Annotated in this window: 19 protein-coding genes; 3 read left to right on the top strand and 16 right to left on the bottom strand. The window is 66.9% G+C overall.

The window, feature by feature from the left end; genetic code table 11:
• The 16 genes from QZ772_RS07890 to gyrA all read right to left on the bottom strand — a co-directional run bounded on the left by QZ772_RS07890 (nucleotide 1) and on the right by gyrA (nucleotide 19,412).
• A complete protein-coding gene (locus QZ772_RS07890) occupies nucleotides 1-2,967 on the bottom strand; it encodes a monovalent cation/H+ antiporter subunit A (protein WP_295524508.1) in 2,967 nt (988 codons plus the stop codon).
• A 166-nt stretch (nucleotides 2,968-3,133) separates the two neighbouring features.
• The gene (locus tag QZ772_RS07885; RefSeq protein ID WP_295524507.1) at nucleotides 3,134-3,535 is read right to left on the bottom strand and encodes a hypothetical protein; all 402 of its coding nucleotides are present in this window, start codon (nucleotides 3,533-3,535) and stop codon (nucleotides 3,134-3,136) included.
• A 74-nt stretch (nucleotides 3,536-3,609) separates the two neighbouring features.
• Nucleotides 3,610-4,905: a TRAP transporter large permease subunit gene (locus tag QZ772_RS07880; RefSeq protein ID WP_295524506.1), complete on the bottom strand. Its 1,296-nt coding sequence runs from the start codon at nucleotides 4,903-4,905 to the stop codon at nucleotides 3,610-3,612.
• Nucleotides 4,898-5,404, bottom strand: a complete 507-nt coding sequence (locus tag QZ772_RS07875; RefSeq protein WP_295524505.1) for a TRAP transporter small permease — start codon at nucleotides 5,402-5,404, stop codon at nucleotides 4,898-4,900. Before QZ772_RS07875 ends, QZ772_RS07880 begins: the two co-directional genes overlap by 8 nt.
• Before the next feature lie 15 nt (nucleotides 5,405-5,419).
• The gene (locus tag QZ772_RS07870; RefSeq protein WP_295524504.1) at nucleotides 5,420-6,388 is read right to left on the bottom strand and encodes a TRAP transporter substrate-binding protein; all 969 of its coding nucleotides are present in this window, start codon (nucleotides 6,386-6,388) and stop codon (nucleotides 5,420-5,422) included.
• 146 nt (nucleotides 6,389-6,534) lie between these two features.
• Complete coding sequence (locus tag QZ772_RS07865) at nucleotides 6,535-6,849, bottom strand: helix-hairpin-helix domain-containing protein (protein WP_366510554.1); 315 nt, start codon at nucleotides 6,847-6,849, stop codon at nucleotides 6,535-6,537.
• Between the two features lie 114 nt (nucleotides 6,850-6,963).
• Entirely contained in the window at nucleotides 6,964-8,118 is a 1,155-nt protein-coding gene (gene lapB, locus QZ772_RS07860; RefSeq protein WP_295524502.1) for a lipopolysaccharide assembly protein LapB, read from the bottom strand.
• Complete coding sequence (locus tag QZ772_RS07855) at nucleotides 8,108-8,425, bottom strand: lipopolysaccharide assembly LapA domain-containing protein (protein WP_295524500.1); 318 nt, start codon at nucleotides 8,423-8,425, stop codon at nucleotides 8,108-8,110. The genes lapB and QZ772_RS07855 overlap by 11 nt, the downstream gene beginning before the upstream one ends.
• A 169-nt stretch (nucleotides 8,426-8,594) precedes the next feature.
• The gene (locus tag QZ772_RS07850) at nucleotides 8,595-8,885 is read right to left on the bottom strand and encodes an integration host factor subunit beta (protein WP_017761062.1); all 291 of its coding nucleotides are present in this window, start codon (nucleotides 8,883-8,885) and stop codon (nucleotides 8,595-8,597) included.
• A 60-nt stretch (nucleotides 8,886-8,945) separates the two neighbouring features.
• Nucleotides 8,946-10,655 (bottom strand): 30S ribosomal protein S1, encoded by a 1,710-nt coding sequence (gene rpsA, locus QZ772_RS07845; protein WP_295524553.1) that lies wholly within the window; start codon nucleotides 10,653-10,655, stop codon nucleotides 8,946-8,948.
• A gap of 185 nt (nucleotides 10,656-10,840) precedes the next feature.
• Nucleotides 10,841-12,850, bottom strand: coding sequence for a bifunctional 3-phosphoshikimate 1-carboxyvinyltransferase/cytidylate kinase (locus QZ772_RS07840; RefSeq protein WP_295524498.1), 2,010 nt, complete (start codon nucleotides 12,848-12,850; stop codon nucleotides 10,841-10,843).
• A 97-nt stretch (nucleotides 12,851-12,947) separates the two neighbouring features.
• Nucleotides 12,948-13,817 (bottom strand): prephenate dehydrogenase/arogenate dehydrogenase family protein, encoded by an 870-nt coding sequence (locus QZ772_RS07835; RefSeq protein WP_295524497.1) that lies wholly within the window; start codon nucleotides 13,815-13,817, stop codon nucleotides 12,948-12,950.
• A gap of 10 nt (nucleotides 13,818-13,827) precedes the next feature.
• A complete protein-coding gene (pheA, locus tag QZ772_RS07830) occupies nucleotides 13,828-14,949 on the bottom strand; it encodes a prephenate dehydratase (RefSeq protein ID WP_295524495.1) in 1,122 nt (373 codons plus the stop codon).
• A gap of 21 nt (nucleotides 14,950-14,970) precedes the next feature.
• On the bottom strand, nucleotides 14,971-16,092 hold the full coding sequence (gene serC, locus QZ772_RS07825) for a 3-phosphoserine/phosphohydroxythreonine transaminase (protein WP_295524494.1): 1,122 nt from the start codon (nucleotides 16,090-16,092) through the stop codon (nucleotides 14,971-14,973).
• Between the two features lie 63 nt (nucleotides 16,093-16,155).
• The gene (locus QZ772_RS07820; RefSeq protein ID WP_295524492.1) at nucleotides 16,156-16,767 is read right to left on the bottom strand and encodes a DUF2059 domain-containing protein; all 612 of its coding nucleotides are present in this window, start codon (nucleotides 16,765-16,767) and stop codon (nucleotides 16,156-16,158) included.
• Nucleotides 16,767-19,412 carry a DNA gyrase subunit A gene (gene gyrA, locus QZ772_RS07815; protein WP_295524490.1) on the bottom strand — a complete coding sequence of 882 codons (2,646 nt, stop codon included), beginning with the start codon at nucleotides 19,410-19,412 and terminating at the stop codon, nucleotides 16,767-16,769. The genes QZ772_RS07820 and gyrA overlap by 1 nt, the downstream gene beginning before the upstream one ends.
• A 230-nt stretch (nucleotides 19,413-19,642) precedes the next feature.
• Here gyrA and ompA point away from each other — a divergent pair, with 230 nt between their 5' ends.
• From ompA to QZ772_RS07800, 3 genes are all read left to right on the top strand, one after another.
• Nucleotides 19,643-20,302: an outer membrane protein OmpA gene (gene ompA, locus QZ772_RS07810; RefSeq protein WP_295524489.1), complete on the top strand. Its 660-nt coding sequence runs from the start codon at nucleotides 19,643-19,645 to the stop codon at nucleotides 20,300-20,302.
• A 99-nt stretch (nucleotides 20,303-20,401) separates the two neighbouring features.
• Nucleotides 20,402-21,130, top strand: a complete 729-nt coding sequence (gene ubiG / locus QZ772_RS07805; protein WP_295524488.1) for a bifunctional 2-polyprenyl-6-hydroxyphenol methylase/3-demethylubiquinol 3-O-methyltransferase UbiG — start codon at nucleotides 20,402-20,404, stop codon at nucleotides 21,128-21,130.
• Nucleotides 21,127-21,804 (top strand): HAD-IA family hydrolase, encoded by a 678-nt coding sequence (locus QZ772_RS07800; protein ID WP_295524487.1) that lies wholly within the window; start codon nucleotides 21,127-21,129, stop codon nucleotides 21,802-21,804. Before ubiG ends, QZ772_RS07800 begins: the two co-directional genes overlap by 4 nt.
• Nucleotides 21,805-21,806 lie beyond the last annotated feature (2 nt).

The following is a 21,806-nucleotide window of genomic DNA, read 5'->3' as shown; positions in this document are numbered from 1 at the left end:
TCAGACCGCTCCGCCGGTGATGCGGATCGCCTCGGCGTTCGCGGCTTCCAGTGCGGCCTTGGCGGCGGCCTTCTCTTCCTGTTCCTCCGCCCAGCGGTGGCTGCGGATGGACTGGTGCGCCAGGGCGGTGAGGATCAGCAGCGTGGCGCCGAGCACCAGGGCGAACACGCCGATGTCGAAGAACATGGCGCTGGGCACGTGCAGCTCGCCCAGCACCGGCAGCGTGAAATGGGCGGTGTGCGTCGTCAGGAAGGGATAGCCCATCACGATGGCGCCGGCCCCCGTGGCCAATGCGATGAGCAGGCCCAGCGCGATCCAGCGCCGCGGATAGATGCGCAGGTGCTCCTCCGTCCAGGCCGCGCCCGAGACGATGAACTGCAGCATCAGCGCGGCCGACATCACCAGCCCGGCCACGAAGCCGCCGCCCGGCTGGTTGTGGCCGCGCATGAAGAAGTACACCGACACCATGGCCGCCAGCGGCAGCAGCAGGCGCACCAGCACGGCCGGCACCATCAGGTAGCCGATCGCCGTGTCCGTGGCGCGGCGCGGATTGACGAGGTCGGTCCCGCCCTGATCCTGCTGTACCTGTTGTTGCGGCGGCAGCGCCATCGCCTCGGCGGCGGGACGGAAGCGGCGCAGCAGCGCATAGACCGTCAGCGCCACGATGCCCAGCACGGTGATCTCGCCGAAGGTGTCGAAGCCGCGGAAGTCGACCAGCATCACGTTGACCACATTGGTGCCGCCGCCCTCGGGCAGCGCGCGTTCCAGGAAGAAGGGCGAGATGCTCTGCGGAAAGGGGCGGGTCATCATGTACCAGGCCAGCGCCGCCATGCCGCAGCCGGCCACGGCGGCCACCAGCAGGTCGCGTCCGCGGCGGCCCCAGGGGCGCAGGCGCTCCTGCGGACGCTGCACTTCGGCCTTGCGCATCGGCAGCCAGCGCAGGCCCAGCAGGATGAGCAGGGTGGTCACGGTCTCGACCACCAGTTGCGTCAGCGCGAGGTCGGGCGCCGAGAACCAGATGTAGGTGATGCAGCTCACCAGCCCCGCGCCCGAGGCCAGCATCAGCGAGGCCAGCCGGTGGAACTTGGCCTGCCAGGCGGCGGCCACCGCGCAGGTGCAGCCGATCACCCAGGTCATCAGGAACATGGGCGAGAACGGCAGGCGCTGGCGGCTGCCCGTGTCGGCCGGTGCCAGCCACAGCGAGGCGCCTGCGCCGAGCACCGCCACCATCACCAGCAGGAGCAACTGCGGCTGCAGCCGGTTGGTCGAGAGCACGCGCCGGCCATTGCGTCCGAGCTGGGACAGGCGCGCCAGCAGGTTCTCGAAGATGCGCTGGCCATCGAACATCCAGATCACCGGCGTGCGGTTCAGGCCGCCATGCGCACGGCTGCGGCGCTGCATCAGGTAGATGGCTGCGCCGCCCGCCAGCGCCACGACGCTCATGGCCAGGGGCAGGTTGAAGCCGTGCCAGACCGCGAGGCTGTATTCGGGCAGCGTGCCGCCGACCACCGGCGCCGCGGCCGTCGCCAGGAAGGCGCCCACCGACCAGGCCGGCACGATGCCCACGACAAGGCACAGCAGCACAAGGAGCTCGACCGGCACCCGCATCCAGTGCGGGGGCTCGTGCGGTGGCTTGGGCACCTCGGTGTCGCAGCGCGGGCCGAAGAAGACGTCGAAGACGAAGCGTGCCGAATAGGCCACGCTGAAGGCGCCGGCGAGGGTGGCGAGCACCGGCAGCGCGATCTCCAGCCAGGGCGCGCCGTCCAGGAACACCGTTTCGGCGAAGAACATCTCCTTCGACAGGAAGCCGTTGAGCAGCGGCACGCCGGCCATCGAGGCGCTGGCGATGATGGCCAGCGCTCCGGTGATGGGCATGGACTTGAGCAGCCCGCTCAGCCGGCCGATGTCGCGGGTGCCGGTCTCGTGGTCGATGATGCCGGCGGCCATGAACAGCGACGCCTTGAAGGTGGCATGGTTCATCACATGGAAGACCGCCGCCACGGCGGCCAGCGGGCTGTTCATGCCCAGCAGCAGGGTGATGAGGCCCAGGTGCGAGATGGTCGAGTAGGCCAGCAGCGCCTTCAGGTCGCGCTGGAACATGGCGACATAGCCACCCAGCAGCAGCGTGACGGCGCCCGCACCGCCCACCAGCCAGAACCACAGGTCGGTGCCCGACAGCACCGGCCACAGGCGCGCCATGAGGAACACACCCAGCTTCACCATGGTGGCCGAATGCAGGTAGGCCGACACCGGCGTGGGCGCCGCCATGGCGCGCGGCAGCCAGAAGTGGAAGGGAAACTGCGCGCTCTTGGTGAAGGCGCCCAGCAGCAGCAACACCAGCGCCAGGGGATAGAGCGGATCGGCCCGCACCACGTCGCCCGAGTTCAGCACCACGTCCAGTTCGTAGCTGCCGGCGATCCGGCCCAGCAGCAGCACCCCCGCCAGCAGGCACAGGCCCCCGGCGCCTGTCACCGTGAGCGCCATGCGGGCGCCGCGCCGTGCGTCGCGACGGTGATGCCAGTAGCCGATCAGCAGAAAGGAAAACAGGCTGGTCAGCTCCCAGAACAGCACCAGCTGGATCAGGTTGCCCGACAGCACCACACCCACCATCGCGCCCATGAAAGCGAGGAAGAAGGCGAAGAAGCGGGGCACCGGGTCCGAGGAGGACATGTAGTAGCGCCCGTAGAGCACCACCAGCGCGCCGATGCCGAGCACCAGCATGCAGAACAGCCAGGCCAGACCGTCCATGCGCCAGGACAGGTCGACGCCGAGGGTGGGTATCCAGCGGTGGCCCTCCTGCAGCACCTCGCCCGCCGCAAGGGCGGGGAACTGCAAGGCAGTGAAGACCGCGCAGCCCAGGGCCGTGAATCCCGCGATGGCCGCCCCTCGGTTTCGGGCGCCGGACGGCATCATGGCCGCCAGCGCACTGGCCAGAAAGGGGAGGAGGACGAGGGCGACCAGGGGCATCTCAATCGATTCTATCGACCGACCTTCTCACCTCCATTGCAAAAACCTCTGCATGACGGCCGGTCTTTGGAGGACACAACCCTGCGTCGCCGTAGGACGCCGACAGCCCTCACGGCTGCCCTGTTTTCCAGGTGCCCGGCTGGCGGGACTCTGCGGGCCTTCCGGCTCAGCGGCCGCTGTCGAACCAGGCCTTCCACTGCGGCACGGCCGTGGCGAAGGTGCCCCGGTGCGTGGTCTTGCCGGTGGAGACGGCCTCGACCATCGGATTGCCGGCGCCCAGCGCCTGCGCATACGTTTGGGCCATGCGGCCCACGCCCACTGTGATCGCCTCGTCGGTTTCGCCGTAGTAGTTGCGCACCGGGGACTTGATCACCCAGCGGTACGACTGCGTGGCGGCGATGAGCTTGCCGAAGGCGGAGTCCGCGAAGTAGTGCGGATCGAAGTACTCGGCCTTTAGCAGCTTGTGCAGCTCGCTGGGGATGTCGGCTGCGTTGAACGGTTGGCGCTCGTAGGCCTTGCGGGCGGCGTCGTAGTAGGGCTCGTTGATCAGCGAACGCGCGTAGTCCAAGCATGGCGTGCCATCAAGGCGGTCGGCGCATGCTGCGGCGAAGTCGCAACAGGCGCTCCATCCGCCGGCCCGATCTACATCTGGCGAGGCAGCCAGGTGACCAGCGCCGGGAGGGCATAGATGATGAACACCGCCAGCACCATGAGCAGGAACATCGGCAGGGTGACGCGCGCGATGTAGAGCAGGTCCCTGCCGGTCATGCCCTGCAGCACGAACAGATTGAAGCCCACCGGCGGCGTGATCTGCGCCATCTCCACCACCAGCACGATGAAGATGCCGAACCAGATCGGATCGATGCCGGCCGCCGTCACCGTGGGCATGATCACGCCCATGGTCAGCACCACCATCGAGATGCCGTCGAGGAAGCAGCCGAGCACGATATAGAACACGGCCAGCATCAGCACCAGCTGGAAGCGGCTGAGGCCGAGCGAGCCGATCCATTCCGCCAGGTGGCGCGGCAGGCCCACGTAGCCCATGGCCAGCGTCAGGAAGGCGGCACCGGCCAGGATCAGCGCCATCATGCAGTACAGGCGGGTCGCGCCCAGCAGCGAATCCCTGAAGGTCCGCCAGCTGAGCGAGCCCTGGGCGGCGGAGATGGCCAGCGCGCCCACCACGCCGACGGCGGCCGCCTCGGTCGCGGTGGCGATGCCCGCGTAGATCGAGCCCAGCACGGCAAGGATGAGCAGCGTCACCGGGATCAGGCTGCGCGATGCAGCCAGCTTCTCGGCGAAGCGCATCCGGCCGTCTGGCGCGGGCACCTGGTCCGGATGCAGCAGGGCCCAGACCGCGATGTAGCCCGAAAACAGCAGCGCCAGCAGCACGCCCGGTACGACGCCGGCGATGAACAGGCGGGCGATCGACACATCCGCCGCCACCCCGTAGACGATCATGATGATCGAAGGCGGGATCAGCAGCCCCAGCGTGCCGGCGCCGGCGAGCGTGCCGATGACCATGTCCTGCGGGTAGCCGCGGCGGCCCAGCTCCGGCAGGGTCATCTTGCCGATGGTGGCGCAGGTGGCGGCGCTGGAGCCCGAGACGGCCGCGAAGATCGCGCAGCCCACCACGTTGGTGTGCAGCAGCCGGCCCGGCAGGCGCTGCATCCACGGCGACAGGCCCTTGAACATGTCCTGCGACAGTCGCGTGCGGAAGAGGATCTCGCCCATCCAGACGAACAGCGGCAGCGCGGTGAGCGTCCAGCTCGACGCAGAGCCCCAGATCGTCACGGCCATGGCGTCTCCGGCCGGCCTGGAGGTAAACAGCTGCATGGCGATCCAGGCCACGCCCGAGAGCGTGAGCCCGATCCAGACACTGCTGCCCAGGATGAGGAACAGCGCCAGGATCAGCAGTCCGGCAATGCCGAGATCACTCATGGCGCAGCATCTCCCCGTCGGTCGCGCGCACGCGGCCGCGCCATTCCAGCACGCATTCGTCGAGCGCCGCGATGGCGAAGGTGACGGTGCCGATCGCCATCGACAGCTGCGGCAGCCACAGCGGCGTGGCGTCGTTCGAGGTGGACATGTCGTTGAACTCGTACGACTGAAGGGCCAGCCGCACGCTGTAGAAGGCGAAGAGGGCGGCGAGCGCCGCGCTGGCCAGTGCCGCCCACCGCTCCAGCCAGCGCCGCGGCGTGATGCCCAGCGCAGTCAGCACGAGCGTCACGCGGATGTGCTCGCCTTTCTTCAGCGTGTGGGCCAGCGCCAGGAAGCCGGTGCCGGCCATGAGATAGCCGGCGTAGGCGTCGATGCCCGGCACGTTGAAGTGCAGCTGCCGGGCAAGGATGGAGGTGAGCACCGCGAGCAGCAGGCCCACCATGGAAAGCGCCGCCAGACCGGCGGCGGCGTCGTAGAGGGCGTCCAGGGCCTTTCGCATCGCCGGCGCCAGGCTTCACATCTTGCGGTAGGCGTCGAGGACGGCCTGGCCGTCCGCCCCGGCTTTTTCCGACCACTCCTTGATCATCGTGTCGCCGACCTTCTTCATGTCGGCCTTGAGCTGGGCGGAGGGTACGTGGATGGCCATGCCGTTCTTCTTGAGCAGGTCGAGGTATTCCTGCGTCTTGGCCTTGGAGACCTCCCAGCCGCGTTTCTCCGCGTCGGCGCCGGCCTTGAGTACTGCGTCCTGGCTCGGCTTGTCCAGCGCATCGAAGGCCTTCTTGTTCACCAATACCGCGTTCTTGGGCAGCCAGGCCTGCGTGTCGTAGAAGTTCTTGATGTACTCGTAGGTCTTGGTGTCGTAGCCCGTGGAGCCTGAGGACATGTACGACTCCACCACGCCCGTGGCCATGGCCTGCGACAGCTCGGCCTGCTGCACCGTCACCGGCTGGGCGCCCACCAGCTCCGCGATGCGCGCGGTGGCCGGGCTGTAGGCGCGCCACTTCACGCCCTTGAGATCGGCGGCCGAGGCGATGGGCTTGTTGATGAAGATGCCCTGCGGCGGCCAGGGCACGGTGTAGAGCAGCACGATGCCCTGTTCCGCGAGCTTCTTGGAGAGCACCGGCTTCTGCGCCTGGTACAGCTTCCAGGCGGCGTCGTAGCTGTCGGCCAGGAAGGGGATGCCATCCACGCCGAAGACCTGCCATTCGTTCTGGAAGTTCACCAGCAGGATCTCGCCCATCTGCGCCTGGCCGCCCTGCACCGCGCGCTTGATCTCGGGCGCCTTGAACAGCGAGGCGTTGGAGTGCACGGTGATCTTGAGCTTGCCGCCGGTGGCCTGGTCCACCTCGCCCGCGAACTTGGCCAGGTTCTCCGTGTGGAAGTTGCTCGGCGGATAGGCCGTGGGCAGATCCCACTTGACCTGGGCGGACGCGGCGGTCGCGAGAACCACTGTGGCCAGTGCAAGGCTGGACTTGAACTTCATGAATGAACGCTCCGACTGTTGTTGAAGATCTGGAAATCCAGGATACGTGCAAATATCAGGCCATCGGCTGGGGGTTTGTCTGGCCGTCTGCGGCCGCGGAAACGACAAGGCCGCCGGAAGGCGGCCCTGGCTTGCTGGCGTCGGCTTTATTTCTTCTTGCCGGCGGCTTCCTTGGCGGGGGCATTGGCACCATCGAAGGGCTTGCCGCCCACCGTCATGCCAGCCGCCGACAGCTTGGCGGCGGACTTGGCCTTGATGCCCTTCACGCGGGCCATGAGGTCCGGCCAGTCCTTGAACTCGCCTTGCTTGCGCGCATCGACGATGCGCTGCGACATCGCCGGACCGACGCCCGGCAGCGCGTCGAGTTCAGCGGCGCTGCCCTTGTTGACGTCGACGGCGGCGAAGGCGCCCAGTGCCGACAGGCCCAGCACCAATGCGGCGGCGAGCTTCTTGATCATCATGAATTTCCTCCTGAATGTGATTGGAATATGCCGCGCATTGCGCGCAGCACAGCCATCAGAATTCAGGCGGCCGGAGGCTGTCAATCCATCCAGTTCCGGCGCGCGTGAAGCGCGTCACAGTTCCTCGACTCGGCGCGGCGGATAGCTGTCCCAGGCCTGGCAGCCCGGGCAATGCCAGAAGTATTGGTGCGCCTCGAAGCCGCAGGCAGCGCAGCGGTAGCGCATCTGCGGGCGGGCCACTTGGTCCAGCGCGCGTTGCACGGGCGGGTGCGTGCGCGCATCGTCGCGCAGGGTTTCGCCTGCCAGCCAACGTGAGGCTGCGAGCAGCGAGCCCGGCTGGCGGGCGAGGTGGTCCAGATAGCGGTCGCGCGGCGCTTCGCCGCCCGTCGGCTCCAGCGCCATGAGGGCCTCGAGCACATCGATGGAAGGCTCCGCCTCGTAGCGCGCGCGCAGCAGGTCGGCCGCCGCCGCCTGCTTGCCCGCCGCCTGTGCCGCCTGCTGCAGTGCTGCCGCATAGAGCGGCAGGGCCAGCGGCGCCGTGCGGCTGAGTTCCGACAGCGTGATCCAGGCTTCCATGGCCCGGCCCTGACGCAGTTGAAGCGCCGCGGTGTCGATGGCCGGTCGGGGCGCCTCGGGTGCGAGCTGCGCCGCCTGCTGCAGCAGGCGCAATGCCGCGTCCGCATCGCCGCGGGCGCTCTGCTCCGCCGCCTGCTCGCACAGATGGTGCGCACGGCGCGCGGCATAGCTGGCCTGGTCGGAGGCGTCGAGCTTGGTGGCCACGGCCTCGGCCTGCGCCCATTCGCGTGATCGTTCGTAGATGGCGAGCAGTGCCAGCCGCGCCTCGTTTTCGTAGCGTGTGCCTTCCAGCTTCTGCAATGCGGTCTCGGCGCGATCGAGCAGGCCGGCGCTCAGGAAGTCCTGCGCCAGCGCATGCTGGGCGCGGTCGCGGTCGGCGCGGTTGAGATCTGCTCGCGACAGCAGGTGCTCGTGCACGCGCACGGCGCGCTGGTACTCGCCGCGGCGGCGGAACAGGTTGCCGAGGGCAAAGTGCAGTTCCTGGGTGTCCGGGTCGTTCTGGACAGCCTCGATGAAGGCGTCGATGGCCTGGTCCTGCTGCTCGTTGAGCAGGAAGTTCAGGCCGCGGAAGTAGGCCTTGGGCGCCTGCCGGTTTTCGAAGCGCAGTTGGCGCAGGTCCAGGCGCGAGGCCAGCCAGCCCAGCACGAAGGCCAGCGGCAGGCCCAGCAGCAGCCAGCTCAGGTCAAAGTCCATGGCGTCGGGCGTGGGAAGGTTCCGCCACGGGGGGCGGGGTCAGCGGCGCATCTGCCACATCTTCCGAGGGGGCCGTCGGCTGGCGCAACGCAGCGGCTGCCGAGCGATGGCGCCACCAGCCGGGCAGCATGCCGAGCGCACCGACCACCAGGCCCGCAGCGAAGGCCGCGAGCACCACGAGCACCAGCGGCCCGCGCCAGGAGGTGCCGAAGAAGAAGTGCACGGTGGCCTCGTGCTGGTTGTTCAGCGCGAAGGCGAACAGGGTAAAAAAAATGGCTGCCTTGAGCAGCCACAGGAGGTATTTCATCGCCGTGCCGCTCCGATGTGCGCCGCAGTCCCCGAAGGGCGCAGCGACCACGCGGAGCGCGCAGCGTGAAGGCGTTGTCTTGTCATGCAGGTCCCGGTGGCGGGACGATTCTAAGTAGGAGGCCCCAGGGGCATCCGGCCAGAAGATGGACGAATGGCCGGGGCCTGACTCATGCCTCGCTCGAACGGTCCACGGCTTCGCGCAGGGCCTTGCCCGGCTTGAAGTGCGGCACGCGTTTTTCGGGGATCTGCACGCTTTCGCCCGAGCGCGGATTGCGGCCCAGGCGCGGCGGCCTGCGGCTCACCGAAAAGCTGCCGAAGCCGCGGATCTCGATGCGATGCCCACGCACCAGCGCGTCGCTCATGGCGTCAAGAATGGTCTTGACGGCCTGTTCGGCGTCGCGGTGCGTTAGCTGCGCAAAGCGGGCGGCGAGTTCTTCGACCAGATCGGAACGTGTCATTGCTGGCACACGACCGCCGAGGGTGATTGCCCACCCTCGGCGTGCCGCGATCCGGGTCGATTACTTGTCGCTGCCGTCCAGCTTGGCGCGCAGCAGGGCGCCCAGGCTGGTGGTGCCGGCGTTCTCGCGGGCCGACTGCTGGTTCAGGCTGGCCATGGCTTCCTGCTGGTCGACCATGTCCTTCTGGCGGATCGACAGCTGGATGCTGCGGTTCTTGCGGTCCACGTTGGTGACCACGGCCGTGACTTCGTCGCCTTCCTTGAGCACGTTGCGGGCATCTTCCACGCGGTCGCGGGAGATTTCCGAAGCGCGCAGGTAGCCGACGACGTCGCCGCCCAGGTCGATCTCGGCGCCACGGGCGTCCACGGTCTTGACCTTGCCGGTCACGATCTGGCCCTTGTCATTGACGGACGAGAAGGTGGTGAACGGGTCGCCGTCCAGCTGCTTGATGCCCAGGCTGATGCGCTCGCGGTCCACATCGACGGCCAGCACGATGGCTTCGACTTCCTGGCCCTTCTTGTAGTTGCGAACGGCGGTCTCGCCGGCTTCGTTCCACGACAGGTCGGACAGGTGCACCAGGCCGTCGATGCCGGCAGCCAGGCCCACGAACACGCCGAAGTCGGTGATCGACTTGATCGGGCCCTTGACGCGGTCGCCGCGCTTGGTGTTTTGCGCGAACTCTTGCCACGGGTTGGCCTTGCACTGCTTCATGCCCAGGCTGATGCGGCGCTTGTCCTCGTCGATTTCCAGGACCATGACTTCCACTTCGTCGCCCATGGAGACGATCTTGTTGGGGGCCACGTTCTTGTTGGTCCAGTCCATCTCGGACACGTGCACCAGGCCTTCGATGCCCGGCTCGAGTTCGACAAACGCGCCGTAGTCGGCGATGTTCGTGACCTTGCCGAACAGGCGCGTGCCTTGCGGGTAGCGGCGCGACACGCCCAGCCACGGGTCGTCGCCCATCTGCTTGAGGCCCAGCGAGACGCGGTTCTTCTCGGTGTCGAACTTGAGGATCTTGGCGGTGATTTCCTGGCCGGCCTGAACGACTTCGCTCGGGTGGCGGACACGGCGCCAGGCCATGTCGGTGATGTGCAGCAGGCCGTCGATGCCGCCGAGGTCGACGAAGGCACCGTATTCGGTGATGTTCTTGACCACGCCGCGGACGATGGCGCCTTCCTTCAGCGTCTCCATCAGCTTGGCGCGCTCTTCGCCCATCGAGGCCTCGACCACGGCACGGCGCGACAGCACGACGTTGTTGCGCTTGCGGTCGAGCTTGATGACCTTGAACTCCATCGTCTTGTTTTCGAAGGGAGTCAGGTCCTTGATCGGACGGGTGTCGATCAGCGAGCCCGGCAGGAAGGCGCGGATGCCGTTGACCAGCACCGTGAGGCCGCCCTTGACCTTGCCGCTGGTCGTGCCGGTGACGAATTCACCGGATTCCAGGGCCTTCTCGAGCGCCAGCCACGAAGCCAGACGCTTGGCCGTGTCGCGCGAGAGGATGGTGTCGCCGTAGCCGTTCTCGACGGAGCCGATGGCCACGGAGACGAAGTCGCCGGCCTGGACTTCGAGTTCGCCCTTGTCGTTCTTGAATTCGTCGATCGGCACGTAGGCTTCGGACTTCAGGCCGGCATTGACCACGACGTGGTTGTGCTCGACGCGGACCACCTCGGCGGTGATCACTTCGCCCGCGCGCATTTCGGAACGCTTCAGGGACTCTTCAAAGAGGGCGGCAAAAGATTCGGACATTGAATTTCCTTCCGGTCTCTCCAGGTTTCCAGCCGCCCATGCAACATTGCGTGCGGCTGTTTCTATGACTGGAACCGGTGGTTTGGGCCGTGAAGCCCGGGGGGGTGAGGTTGAACAACCAGCAGGCCGGTGCGCTGACGCGCGAGGGGAGCCTGGCTGGAGCGATAGGCGCACCCGGCAGGGCCGGGGCGCCGAGCCCGACGATGGCGTTAATGCCTGTCGAAGGGCTGCACCTGCCGCCACCAGTCCAATACCTGCTCGACCGACTGATCGATGCTGAGAAAGGAGTTGTCCAGGAGGCGGGCGTCCTGCGCGGGTTTGAGCGGGGCGACGCTGCGGTTCGAATCGCGGGCGTCGCGTGCTTCCAGGTCCGCGCGAAGGTCGGCGAGTATAGCGGGAATTCCTTTGGAAATCAACTGCTTATGCCGCCGCTCGGCCCGGTGCTCGGCACTGGCCGTGAGGTAGACCTTGAGTGGTGCGTCGGGAAAGATCACCGTGCCCATGTCACGGCCGTCCGCCACCAGGCCGGGCAGCCTGCGGAAGCTGTGCTGGAGTTCGGTGAGCGCCGTGCGGACGGCGGGCAGGGCCGACACGCGCGAGGCATCCATGCCCGCCGCCTCGGTGCGGATGCCGTCCGTCACGTCCTCGTCGGCGAGCAGCACACGGCCGGCGTCGAAGCGCAGCGGCAGCGCGCGGGCGATGGCGGCGATGGCCGCCTCGTGTGCCGGCTCCGGCTCCAGGCCGGCCCGGCGGGTCGCGAGACCGGCCACGCGGTACAGCGTGCCTGAGTCCAGGTAGTGGTAGCCCAGCCGCAGCGCCAGCTCGGCCGCCAGCGTGCCCTTGCCCGAGGCGGTGGGGCCGTCGACGCAGAGCACCGGCACCTCGTCCGCCGCGACCACCGAGAACAGCGTCTCGAAATAGTCGGGGAAGGTCTTGGCCACGCATTTCGGATCGAGGATGCGCACCGGCCGGCGGTCCGGGTTGAAGGCCGCCAGAGAGAAGCACATGGCGACGCGGTGGTCGTCGTAGGTGTGGATGGCGGCCGGCTTCCAGCCGCCCGCGGGCAGCGGATGCACGACGATGAAGTCCGGCCCCGATTCGACGGTGGCGCCCAGCTTGCGCAGCTCCGCCTCCATGGCGTCGATACGGTCGGTCTCTTTCACGCGCCAGCTGGCGATGTTGCGCAGCCGGCAGGGTCCGTCGGCATAGAGCGCCATCACGGCCAGCGTCATGGCGGCGTCCGGAATCGCGTTGCAGTCCAGGTCGATGGCCTTGAGCGGCCAGGCGCCGCGGCGCACCTCCAGCCAGTTGGGGCCGCTGTCCACCTGCGCGCCCATCTGGCGGGCGGCGTCGATGAAACGGATGTCGCCCTGGATCGAGTCGGCGCCCACGCCTTCGATGCGGATGCCGTTGCGCCCCGGCAGCGGTGCGGCGAGTGCGCCCAGGCCGATGAAGTAGCTGGCCGAGGATGCATCCGCCTCGACATGGATGCGCCCGGGCGTGCGGTAGCGGCTGCCCTGCGGGATGGTGAAGCGGCGCCAGTCCTCGCGCTGCACCTGGATGCCGAAGCGTGCGAGCAGGTTGAGCGTGATCTCGATGTAGGGCTTGGAGATCAGCTCGCCCACCACCTCGATCACCACATCGCGGCTGCCGGCGGCCAGCGGCAGGGCCAGCAGCAGCGCGGTGAGGAACTGGCTCGACACGTCGCCCCGCACGCGGATCGGTGCATCGAGCTGCAGGGCCGAGACCTGGGCCGGGCGGATGCGCAGCGGCGGATAGCCGGGGTTGCCCAGGTAGTCGATGGGGCAGCCCAGCTGCACCAGGGCGTCGACCAGATCGCCGATCGGCCGCTCGTGCATGCGCGGCACGCCGCGCAGTTGGAAGTCGCCACCCAGCAGCGCCAACGCCGCCGTCAGTGGCCGCATCGCCGTGCCGGCGTTGCCCAGGAACAGGTCGGCCTGCTGCTGCTTCACCTTCCCGCCCAGGCCCTCGATGCGCAGCACCGTACCGTCACGCGTGAGAGTGCAGCCCAACTGGGTCAACGCCTCCAGCATCACGCGGGTGTCGTCCGAATCCAGCAGGTCGTGGATCTCGGTCGTGCCGGTGGCCAGCGCCGCCAGAAGGAGCACGCGGTTGGAGATGCTCTTGGAGCCGGGCAGCCGCACGGCGCCGCCAGCGCCGGACAGCGCGGGAAGGTCGAGGAACTCGGTGGCGTACATGGAAGAAGGAAAAGAAAGATGGGCCGCTAGATCGGAGACTCAGCGCTGGAATATGGGGGCGGAAAAGATCACCATCGGCCGACGCGCGCGTGGGCGCTCAATGGGAGAAGGCGGGCTTCAGGGCGGCGCGGGCACGGCTGGCCCGTCCGATGGCGTCGCCGAGGCCGGTCGCGTCGCCCGCGGCAATCTGCGCCTCGAAACTCACGAGCGCTTCACGGAAGGCCCGCGACTGACGCAGGACTTCCTCCCGGTTGGCCAGCAGGATGTCGCGCCAGACGGTCGGATCGCCAGCAGCGATGCGCGAGAAGTCGCGAAAGCCAGGCCCCGCCAGTTCGAGCCAGCGCGCGCCGTCGGGCTGCTGCGCGACGGACTGCATGAAGGCGAAGGCCAGCAGGTGGGGCAGATGACTCACAGCGGCCAGGGCGGCGTCATGGGTGGCGGCGTCCATCGTCAGGACGCGGGCGCCGATGCGACTCCAGACCTCGATGGCGCGCTGCACCTGCTCGGCGCGCGAGCGCTCGGTGGGCGTAAGGATGACGTGCCGGCCCACGAACAGCGAGCCCTCGGCGTGCTCGATGCCCGCGACTTCCTTGCCGGCGATGGGATGGGCCGGCACAAAGTTGCCCGCCTGGTGCTGAAGCGCACGAAGGCCGGCCTGCACCACGTCGCCCTTGGTCGAGCCCACGTCCATCAGGAGCGTCTGCTCGCCCAGGCCGTGGCGGATAGCGCTCAGCGTGGACTCGGTCGCGGCCACCGGCACCGCCAGCACCACGAGGTCGGCGCCCGCGACAGCCTGGAGGGCGGAAGGCGCCTCGGTGTCGATCACGCCCAGTTGGCGTGCGCGCTCGGTGGTGGAGGGGGACTTGCTGTAGCCGATGACCCGACGCACCAGCCCCGCCTGGCGCAGTGCCAGCGCAAAGGAGCCGCCGATGAGGCCACAGCCGATCAGGCCGAGTTGCTGGAACATGCCCGCAGCCTCAGGCCTTGACCGGATAGGCGCCGATGATCTTGAAGAACGCGCACAGGCCGCGCAGTTCGGCCAGGGCCGCGGCGACGTTCGGCTGGCTGGGATGGCCGTCCAGGTCGATGTAGAAGTAGTACTCCCACTGGCCGGTGCGGGCGGGGCGCGACTCGAAGCGCGTCATCGAGACCTTATGCTCCTTCAGCGGCACGAGCAGGTCGTGCACGGCACCGGGCTTATTGGGCACCGAGACGACGAGGCTGGTCATGTCGCGCCCCGAGGCCGGTGGCATGGCGAGCGTGTGCGGCAGGCAGATGACGGCGAAGCGCGTGCGGTTGTACGGATCGTCCTGGATGGCGTGGGCGACGATATGGAGGCCGAACTGCGTGGCCGCACGCTCGCCGGCGATTCCGGCCCAGGCCGGGTTGGTGGCCGCCAGGCGGGCGCCCTCGGCATTGCTGGAGACGGCGCGCCGCTCGGCCGTCGGCAGGTGCTTGGACAGCCAGCCGTGGCATTGCGCCAGCGCCTGCGGGTGGGCCATCACGACTTCGATGTCGTCCAGCGAGTTGCGGCTGCACAGCAGGTTGTGACGCACCAGTAGGCTGACCTCGCCGACCACATGGGCGGGCGAATGCAGGAACAGGTCGAGCGAACGGGCGACGGCGCCTTCGGTGGAGTTTTCGACACCGACCACGCCGTATTGCGCGCTGCCGGCGGCCGTCGCATGAAAGACCTCGTCGAAGGTGGCGCAGTACACCAGGTCGGCCGCGCCGCCGAAATACTCGATGGCGGCCTGTTCGCAGAAGGTGCCCTCCGGACCCAGCACGGCCACCCGTTGCGGGGACTCCAGCGCCAGGCAGGCGGACATGATCTCGCGCCAAATGGCTTCGACATGGGCGCCCTTGAGCGGCCCGGGGTTGTTGCGCTTGACCTTCTCGATGACCTGCGCGACACGGTCAGGCCGGAAGTAGGGCGTGCCTTCGCGCTTCTTCACCTCGCCCACCAGTTCTGCCACATGGGCGCGCTGGTTCAGCAGGTCGAGCAATTGGGCGTCCAGCGCATCGATGCGCTCGCGCAGAGGCGCGAGGCTGTCGGCGGCGGAGGAGGATGAGGGGGGAGGGGATTGGTCAGCGGTCATCGAGCGGACTCACGCCTGTGGTCAGGCGTGCAGGCGCTCGAATTCTCTCATGTAGGACACAAGTGCCCGAACGCCTTCCAGCGGCATGGCGTTGTAGATGCTGGCCCGCATGCCGCCGACCGACTTGTGGCCCTTGAGCTGCAGCAGCCCGGCGGACTTCGCGCCTGTCAGGAAGGCCTCGTTGCGCGACTCGTCGGCCAGCAGGAATGGCACATTCATGCGCGAACGGCAGGCTGGATCGACCTTGCTGACATAGAAGGAGGACGCATCGATGAAGTCGTACAGCAGTTTCGCCTTGGCGATGTTGCGCGCCTCCATGGCGGCAACGCCGGTGAGCTCGCCTTCCTTCTGCTGGAGCAGCCACTGGAAGGTCAGACCCGCCATGTAGATGCCCCAGGTGGGCGGTGTGTTGTACATCGAGTCGTTCTCGGCCACGAGCTTGTAGCTGAAAGCGCTCGGGCAGATGGGCAGGGCACGGTCCAGCAGGTCTTCGCGGACCACCACCAAAGTCAGGCCGGCGGGGCCGAGGTTCTTCTGGGCACCGCCGAAGGCCAGGCCCACGCGCTGCCAATCCACCGACCGCGATGCGACGTGGGAGGAGAAGTCGATGACCAGCGGTGCGTCGCAGCCAAGGGCCTTGAGATCAGGCAGTTCCTGGAACTCGATGCCGTTGATCGTCTCGTTGGAGCACAGGTGCACATAGGCGGCGTCCGGGCTCAGCGACCATTGCGCCGCATCCGGAATTGCCACATGCCCCCCTTCTGCGTTAGACGCCGCGGCGCGCGCCTTGCAGTAGCGGCCCGCCTCCTTGAGCGACTTCGTGCTCCAACTGCCCGTGACCACGAAGTCCACCGCCCCTCCGCGCGAGAGATTGAGGGGCACGATGGCATTTTCGCCCAGTCCACCGCCCTGCATGAACAGGATGCGGAAGTTGGAGGGCACTGCCAGAAGCTTGCGGAAATCAGCTTCCGCCTGGCCGATGATCTCGCCGAACTCCTTGCCGCGGTGGCTCATCTCCATGACGCCCATGCCGCTGCCGTGCCAGTCGAGCATCTCCGCTGCTGCGCGGGACAGCACGGCCTCCGGCATTGCCGCCGGGCCGGCCGAGAAGTTGTAGGGGCGGCGGACTGCAGATGTGGTCATTCGGCGATCACGGGGCGGAAGAGCGGATGGCGGGCCGGGCGCGTAGGCCCGGCGGTGGAGTGCTTACTTCTTGGCAGGAGCCTTAGGCGCGGCGCTAGTGCCGCCGCCGCTTCCGTTGCTGCTGCTCTTGGCTGCGCCCCCATCCGTCGGCGCGCCCAGCGCCTTGGCAACGCTGGTATCGAGGGCGCGCAGCTTGGGCTCCACCGAGGCGCGGGTTTCGGCCACCAGCTTTTCCGTCAGCGCGTTCTGCAGCTGCGGGTTGAGCTCCTGGTACTTCTTGCTCACCGGCGAGCTGACCCAGGCCACCAGCTGGCGCATTTCTTCTTCGTTGAAGTTCTGGTCCAGCACCGGCGTCAGGGCCGACGGTGCCAGTTGCACGGCCTTGTCGCGCACCAGCGGGTAGGCATCGTCGAAGTACTTCTTCAGCTCGGCGTCGGCGGCCTTGCCGGCTGCTTCGCGCTTGGCCTCCGGCACCTGGGTCTGCAGGTAGCCGGCCCCCGCGCGGGCGATGGGAAGGCTCGATTCCTCGACCAGGCCGCGCGCCAGCGCTTCCACGCCCGGACGCTGCAATTCGATGAACTGCTTGATGAGGGCAGCCTTGTCCTGTGCCCAGGCGCCGGAGACGGCTGCAGCGAGCGTGGCGCCGATCAGCGCGGTCTTGATGTGTTTGTTCATTAGGGGTTCTCCTGGGATGGGTTGGCGCTGTCGTCGGCTTCCTCTGCCTCGACGGCGGCGTTGGCGTCGTTCTCGACGATGCGCTGCAAGCCACTGAGCTGGGCGCCTTCGTCGAGATTGATGAGCGTGACACCTTGGGTGGCGCGTCCAAGTTCGCGAATTTCCGATACGCGTGTACGAACCAGCACACCCTTGTCGGTGATGAGCATGATTTCGTCATCGACATGCACCAACGTTGCGGCCACGACTTTGCCGTTGCGCTCGCTTTGTTGAATCGCGATCATGCCTTTGGTTCCCCGGCCGTGGCGGGTGTACTCGGTGATGCTGGTGCGCTTGCCGTAGCCGTTTTCGGTGGCGGTGAGCACGCTCTGCGTCTCGTCCTCGGCGACCAGCATGGCGATCACGCCCTGGCCATCCTCCAGCATCATGCCGCGCACGCCGCGGGCGTTGCGGCCCATGGGTCGAACGTCGTTCTCGTCGAAGCGCACCGCCTTGCCGCCGTCGGAGAACAGCATCACGTCGTGCTTGCCGTCGGTGAGCGCCGCGCCGATCAGGTAGTCACCCTCGTCCAGGTCGACGGCAATGATCCCGGCCTTGCGCGGGTTGCTGAATTCGTCGAGCGCAGTCTTCTTGACCGTGCCCATCGAGGTGCCCATGAAGATGTAGCGGTCGGACGGGAAGTTGCGCGTCTCGCCCGTCAGCGGCAGCACCACGGTGATCTTCTCGCCCTCGGCCAGCGGGAACATGTTGACGATCGGCCGTCCGCGTGAGTTGCGCGAGCCCGAGGGCACTTCCCACACCTTGAGCCAGTACAGCCGTCCGCGGTTGGAGAAGCACAGGATGTAGTCATGCGTGTTGGCGATGAAGAGCTGGTCGATCCAGTCGTCGTCCTTGGTGGCTGCAGCCTGCTTGCCGCGGCCGCCACGCTTCTGCGCCCGGTACTCGGACAGTGGCTGGCTCTTGATGTAGCCGCTGTGCGAAAGCGTGACCACCATGTCGGTGGGCGTGATCAGGTCTTCGGTCGAGAGGTCCTGCGCGCTGTATTCGATCTCGCTGCGACGCGCGCCCAGCTTGGTCTGGCCGAACTCCTGCTTCAGGGCGCCGAGCTCGTCGCCGATGATGACCGACACGCGCTCCGGCTTGGACAGAATGTCGAGCAGGTCATCGATCTCGGCCATCACTTCCTTGTACTCGGCGACGATCTTGTCCTGCTCCAGGCCCGTCAGGCGCTGCAGGCGCATCTGCAGGATTTCCTGGGCCTGTGTTTCGGACAGGCGATACAGGCCATCGCCCATCAGGCCGTAGATGCGTTCCAGGCCTTCTGGCCGATAGTCGTCCGCGTTGATCGTGCCGCCGTCGGCACGGGCGCGGGTGAGCATCTCGCGCACCAGCTTGCTGTCCCACGAGCGCGTCATCAACTCGGCCTTGGCCACCGGCGGCGTGGGCGACTCGCGGATGATGCGGATGAACTCGTCGATATTGGCCAACGCCACCGCCAGACCTTCGAGCACATGGCCGCGCTCGCGCGCCTTGCGCAGATTGAACACCGTGCGGCGTGTCACCACCTCGCGGCGGTGCTGCAGGAAGACCTGGACCAGGTCCTTCAGGTTGCACAGCTTGGGCTGGCCATCGACCAGCGCCACCATGTTGATGCCGAAGGTGTCCTGCAGCTGCGTCTGCTTGTAGAGGTTGTTGAGCACCACCTCCGGCACTTCGCCGCGCTTGAGTTCGATCACCAAGCGCATGCCCGACTTGTCGGACTCGTCCTGAATGTGGCTGATGCCTTCGAGCTTCTTCTCGTGCACCAGCTCGGCCATGCGCTCCTGCAGCGTCTTCTTGTTCACCTGGTAAGGCAACTCGTCGACGATGATGGCCTGTCGCTGGCCGCGGTCGATGTCCTCGAAATGGCACTTGGCGCGCATCACCACCTTGCCGCGACCGGTGCGATAGCCCTCCTTGACGCCGTTGATGCCGTAGATGATCCCGGCCGTGGGAAAGTCGGGCGCAGGCACGATCTCCATCAGGTCGTCGATGCTCGCCTCAGGGTGGCGAAGCAGATGGAGGCAGGCGTCCACCACCTCGTTCAGGTTGTGAGGCGGAATGTTGGTGGCCATGCCGACGGCGATGCCGCCGGAGCCATTGACCAGCAGATTGGGCAGCCGACTGGGTAATACCAATGGCTCTTTTTCGCTGCCGTCGTAATTGGGGCCGAAATCGACGGTTTCCTTGTCGATATCCGCCAGCATTTCGTGGGCGATTTTTGCGAGGCGAATTTCCGTATATCGCATCGCCGCCGCGCTGTCGCCATCGACTGAACCGAAATTGCCCTGGCCGTCGACCAGCATGTGGCGCATGGAAAAGTCTTGCGCCAGCCGCACGATCGTGTCGTAGACCGACTGGTCGCCGTGGGGGTGGTACTTGCCGATGACGTCGCCGACGATACGTGCCGACTTCTTGTACGGCCGGTTCCAGTCGTTGTTGAGCTCGTGCATCGCAAACAGCACGCGCCGATGCACCGGCTTGAGACCGTCCCGCGCGTCGGGCAGGGCACGGCCGACAATCACGCTCATCGCGTAATCGAGATAGCTGCGCCGCATCTCCTCCTCGAGGCTGATGGGCAGGGTTTCCTTGGCGAACGATGTCATGGGCGGGCAGCGGGGCGGCGGGCGAAACGCGAGATTTTACGTTGCCGGCGGTGTCGCGAGACAGCAACACAACTGCGGCTTTCCGTTGCAGTCCTACGCCGGGCGGTGCGGGGGCGCCCGGTTTGAGAAAGACCCTATGGCACAATGAACTCCAGCGTTTTGGGTGGTGGTCACTTGAGACGTCCTTGTTTCGCGGCTGCGGCTGCGGCTTTTTCCCCAAGAGGAGAACCATGAAGAAACTGAATAAAGTGGCGATGATGTTTGCAGTCGCTGCGCTCGCCACGGCCGCCGGCGCGCAGACCAAGGTCACCGCTGCGAACGGTGGTCCGGTGATCGACAACTGGCAGAACGGCACCGGCGAGCTGGTCTGGAAGAACGGCACCAACGAGCTGTGCTGGCGCGATGCCAACTGGACCCCCGCCACGGCCGCCGTGGGTTGCGATGGTGCTCTGGTTGCTGCGCCTGCTGCTCCCGTTGCCGCGCCCCCGGCCGCTGTGACGCCGCCCGCGCCTCCCGCTCCCCCGGCCGTCGCTGCTTCGAAGGTCACCTTCGCTGCCGATGCCTTCTTCGACTTCGACAAGTCGGTCCTGAAGCCCGAAGGTCGCGCCAAGCTGGACGATCTGGTCTCGAAGATCAAGGGCATCAACCTGGAAGTCATCATCGCCGTGGGTCACACCGACTCCATCGGTACCGATGCCTACAACCAGAAGCTGTCGGTGCGTCGTGCTGAAGCCGTGAAGGCCTACCTGGTCTCCAAGGGCATCGAGCGCAATCGCGTTTACACCGAAGGCAAGGGCGAGAAGCAACCCGTCGCCGACAACCGCACCAAGGAAGGCCGCGCTAAGAACCGTCGCGTGGAAATCGAAGTGGTCGGCACCCGCGCCAACTGATTTCGGTCGGCCCGCTGAAAACCCCGCCTCGGCGGGGTTTTTTTATGGCCTTTCTTGGCGTCCAGCGGGAAGCTGGGTCACGAACTTGATAATTCACCGATGACGGCAACTCATCCCAATGCAGATCCGGCCGAACTGGCCAAGTTTTCTGAACTGGCTCACCGCTGGTGGGACAAGGACAGTGAATTTCGCCCCCTGCACGAGATCAATCCGCTGCGGCTCGAGTGGATCGAGGGGCAAGTGCCTCTTGCTGGCAAGCGCGTGCTGGACGTGGGCTGTGGCGGCGGCATCCTGTCGGATGCCATGGCGCGCCGCGGCGCTGACGTGCTGGGCATCGACCTGGCGGGCAAGGCACTCAAGGTTGCGCAGTTGCACGCCCTCGACGCCGGAACGCCCGGCGTGCGTTACCGTGAGGTGGCGGTGGAGGCGCTTGCCGAAGAGGCGCCCGGAAGCTTCGATGTCGTCACCTGCATGGAAATGTTGGAGCATGTTCCGCAGCCGGCGTCCGTGGTGCAGGCCTGCGCCAAGCTGGTCAAACCCGGTGGGTGGGTGTTCTTTTCCACCATCAATCGCAATGCCAAGGCGTTCATGCTGGCGATCGTCGGCGCCGAATACGTGCTGAACCTGCTGCCGCGGGGCACGCATGAATACGCCAAGCTGATCCGTCCCGCGGAACTCGCCGCGCACTGCCGGGTGGCGTCGCTGACGCTCGATCATTCGCGAGGGCTCCAGTACAACCCGCTGACTCGTCGCTACTGGCTGAACGACGATGTGAGCGTCAACTACATGATCGCAACGCGGCGCACGGCCGAGATGGCAGGCGCATGAACAAGGCGCCTTGGCCGGACGTTCAGGCCGTCCTGTTCGATCTCGACGGCACACTCATCGACAGCGCGCCCGAGCTGGGAGCCGCCGCCGACCGGATGCGAATCGAACGCGGCATGGCCTCGCTCCCGCTGAGTGCCTATCGGTCCATGGCCGGGGCCGGTGCGCGGGGCATGCTCGGCGTGGCGTTCGGACTACGGCCCGAGGACGCGCAGTTCGCGGAACTGAGGGAGGAGTTCTTCAAAAACTATGAAGCACTCATGCTCGACGGTTCCCATGTCTTCGAAGGAATCGAAGCGCTCATCGCCCAACTCGGGGCTCGTCGCTTGCCCTGGGGCGTGGTCACCAACAAGGCGAGTCGCTTCACGGTGCCGCTGACCGCGAACATGCCGTTGTTCCGCGCAGCGGGTGCCATCATCAGTGGAGACACCACGCCGCATGCGAAGCCTCATCCGGCGCCGCTGCTCGAGGCGGCACGACGCATGGGCGTCGATCCGGCCCGCTGTGTCTACGTGGGTGATGATCAGCGGGACATCATCGCCGGCCGGGCCGCCGGCATGAGAACCGTCGCCGTCGCTTACGGCTACCTCGGTGCCGAGGCGGACGTGACCCTGTGGGAGGCCGACGCGGTGATTTCTTTGCCCCTCGACCTCTTGCAATGCCTGCCGCCGGCCTAAAA

The organism is uncultured Pseudacidovorax sp. (assembly GCF_913773995.1).
In the GTDB taxonomy this organism is placed as follows: Bacteria; Pseudomonadota; Gammaproteobacteria; order Burkholderiales; family Burkholderiaceae_C; genus Xenophilus.
Note: the sequence above shows the minus strand (reverse complement) of the source record. Positions and strands in the feature narration are given on the sequence as shown.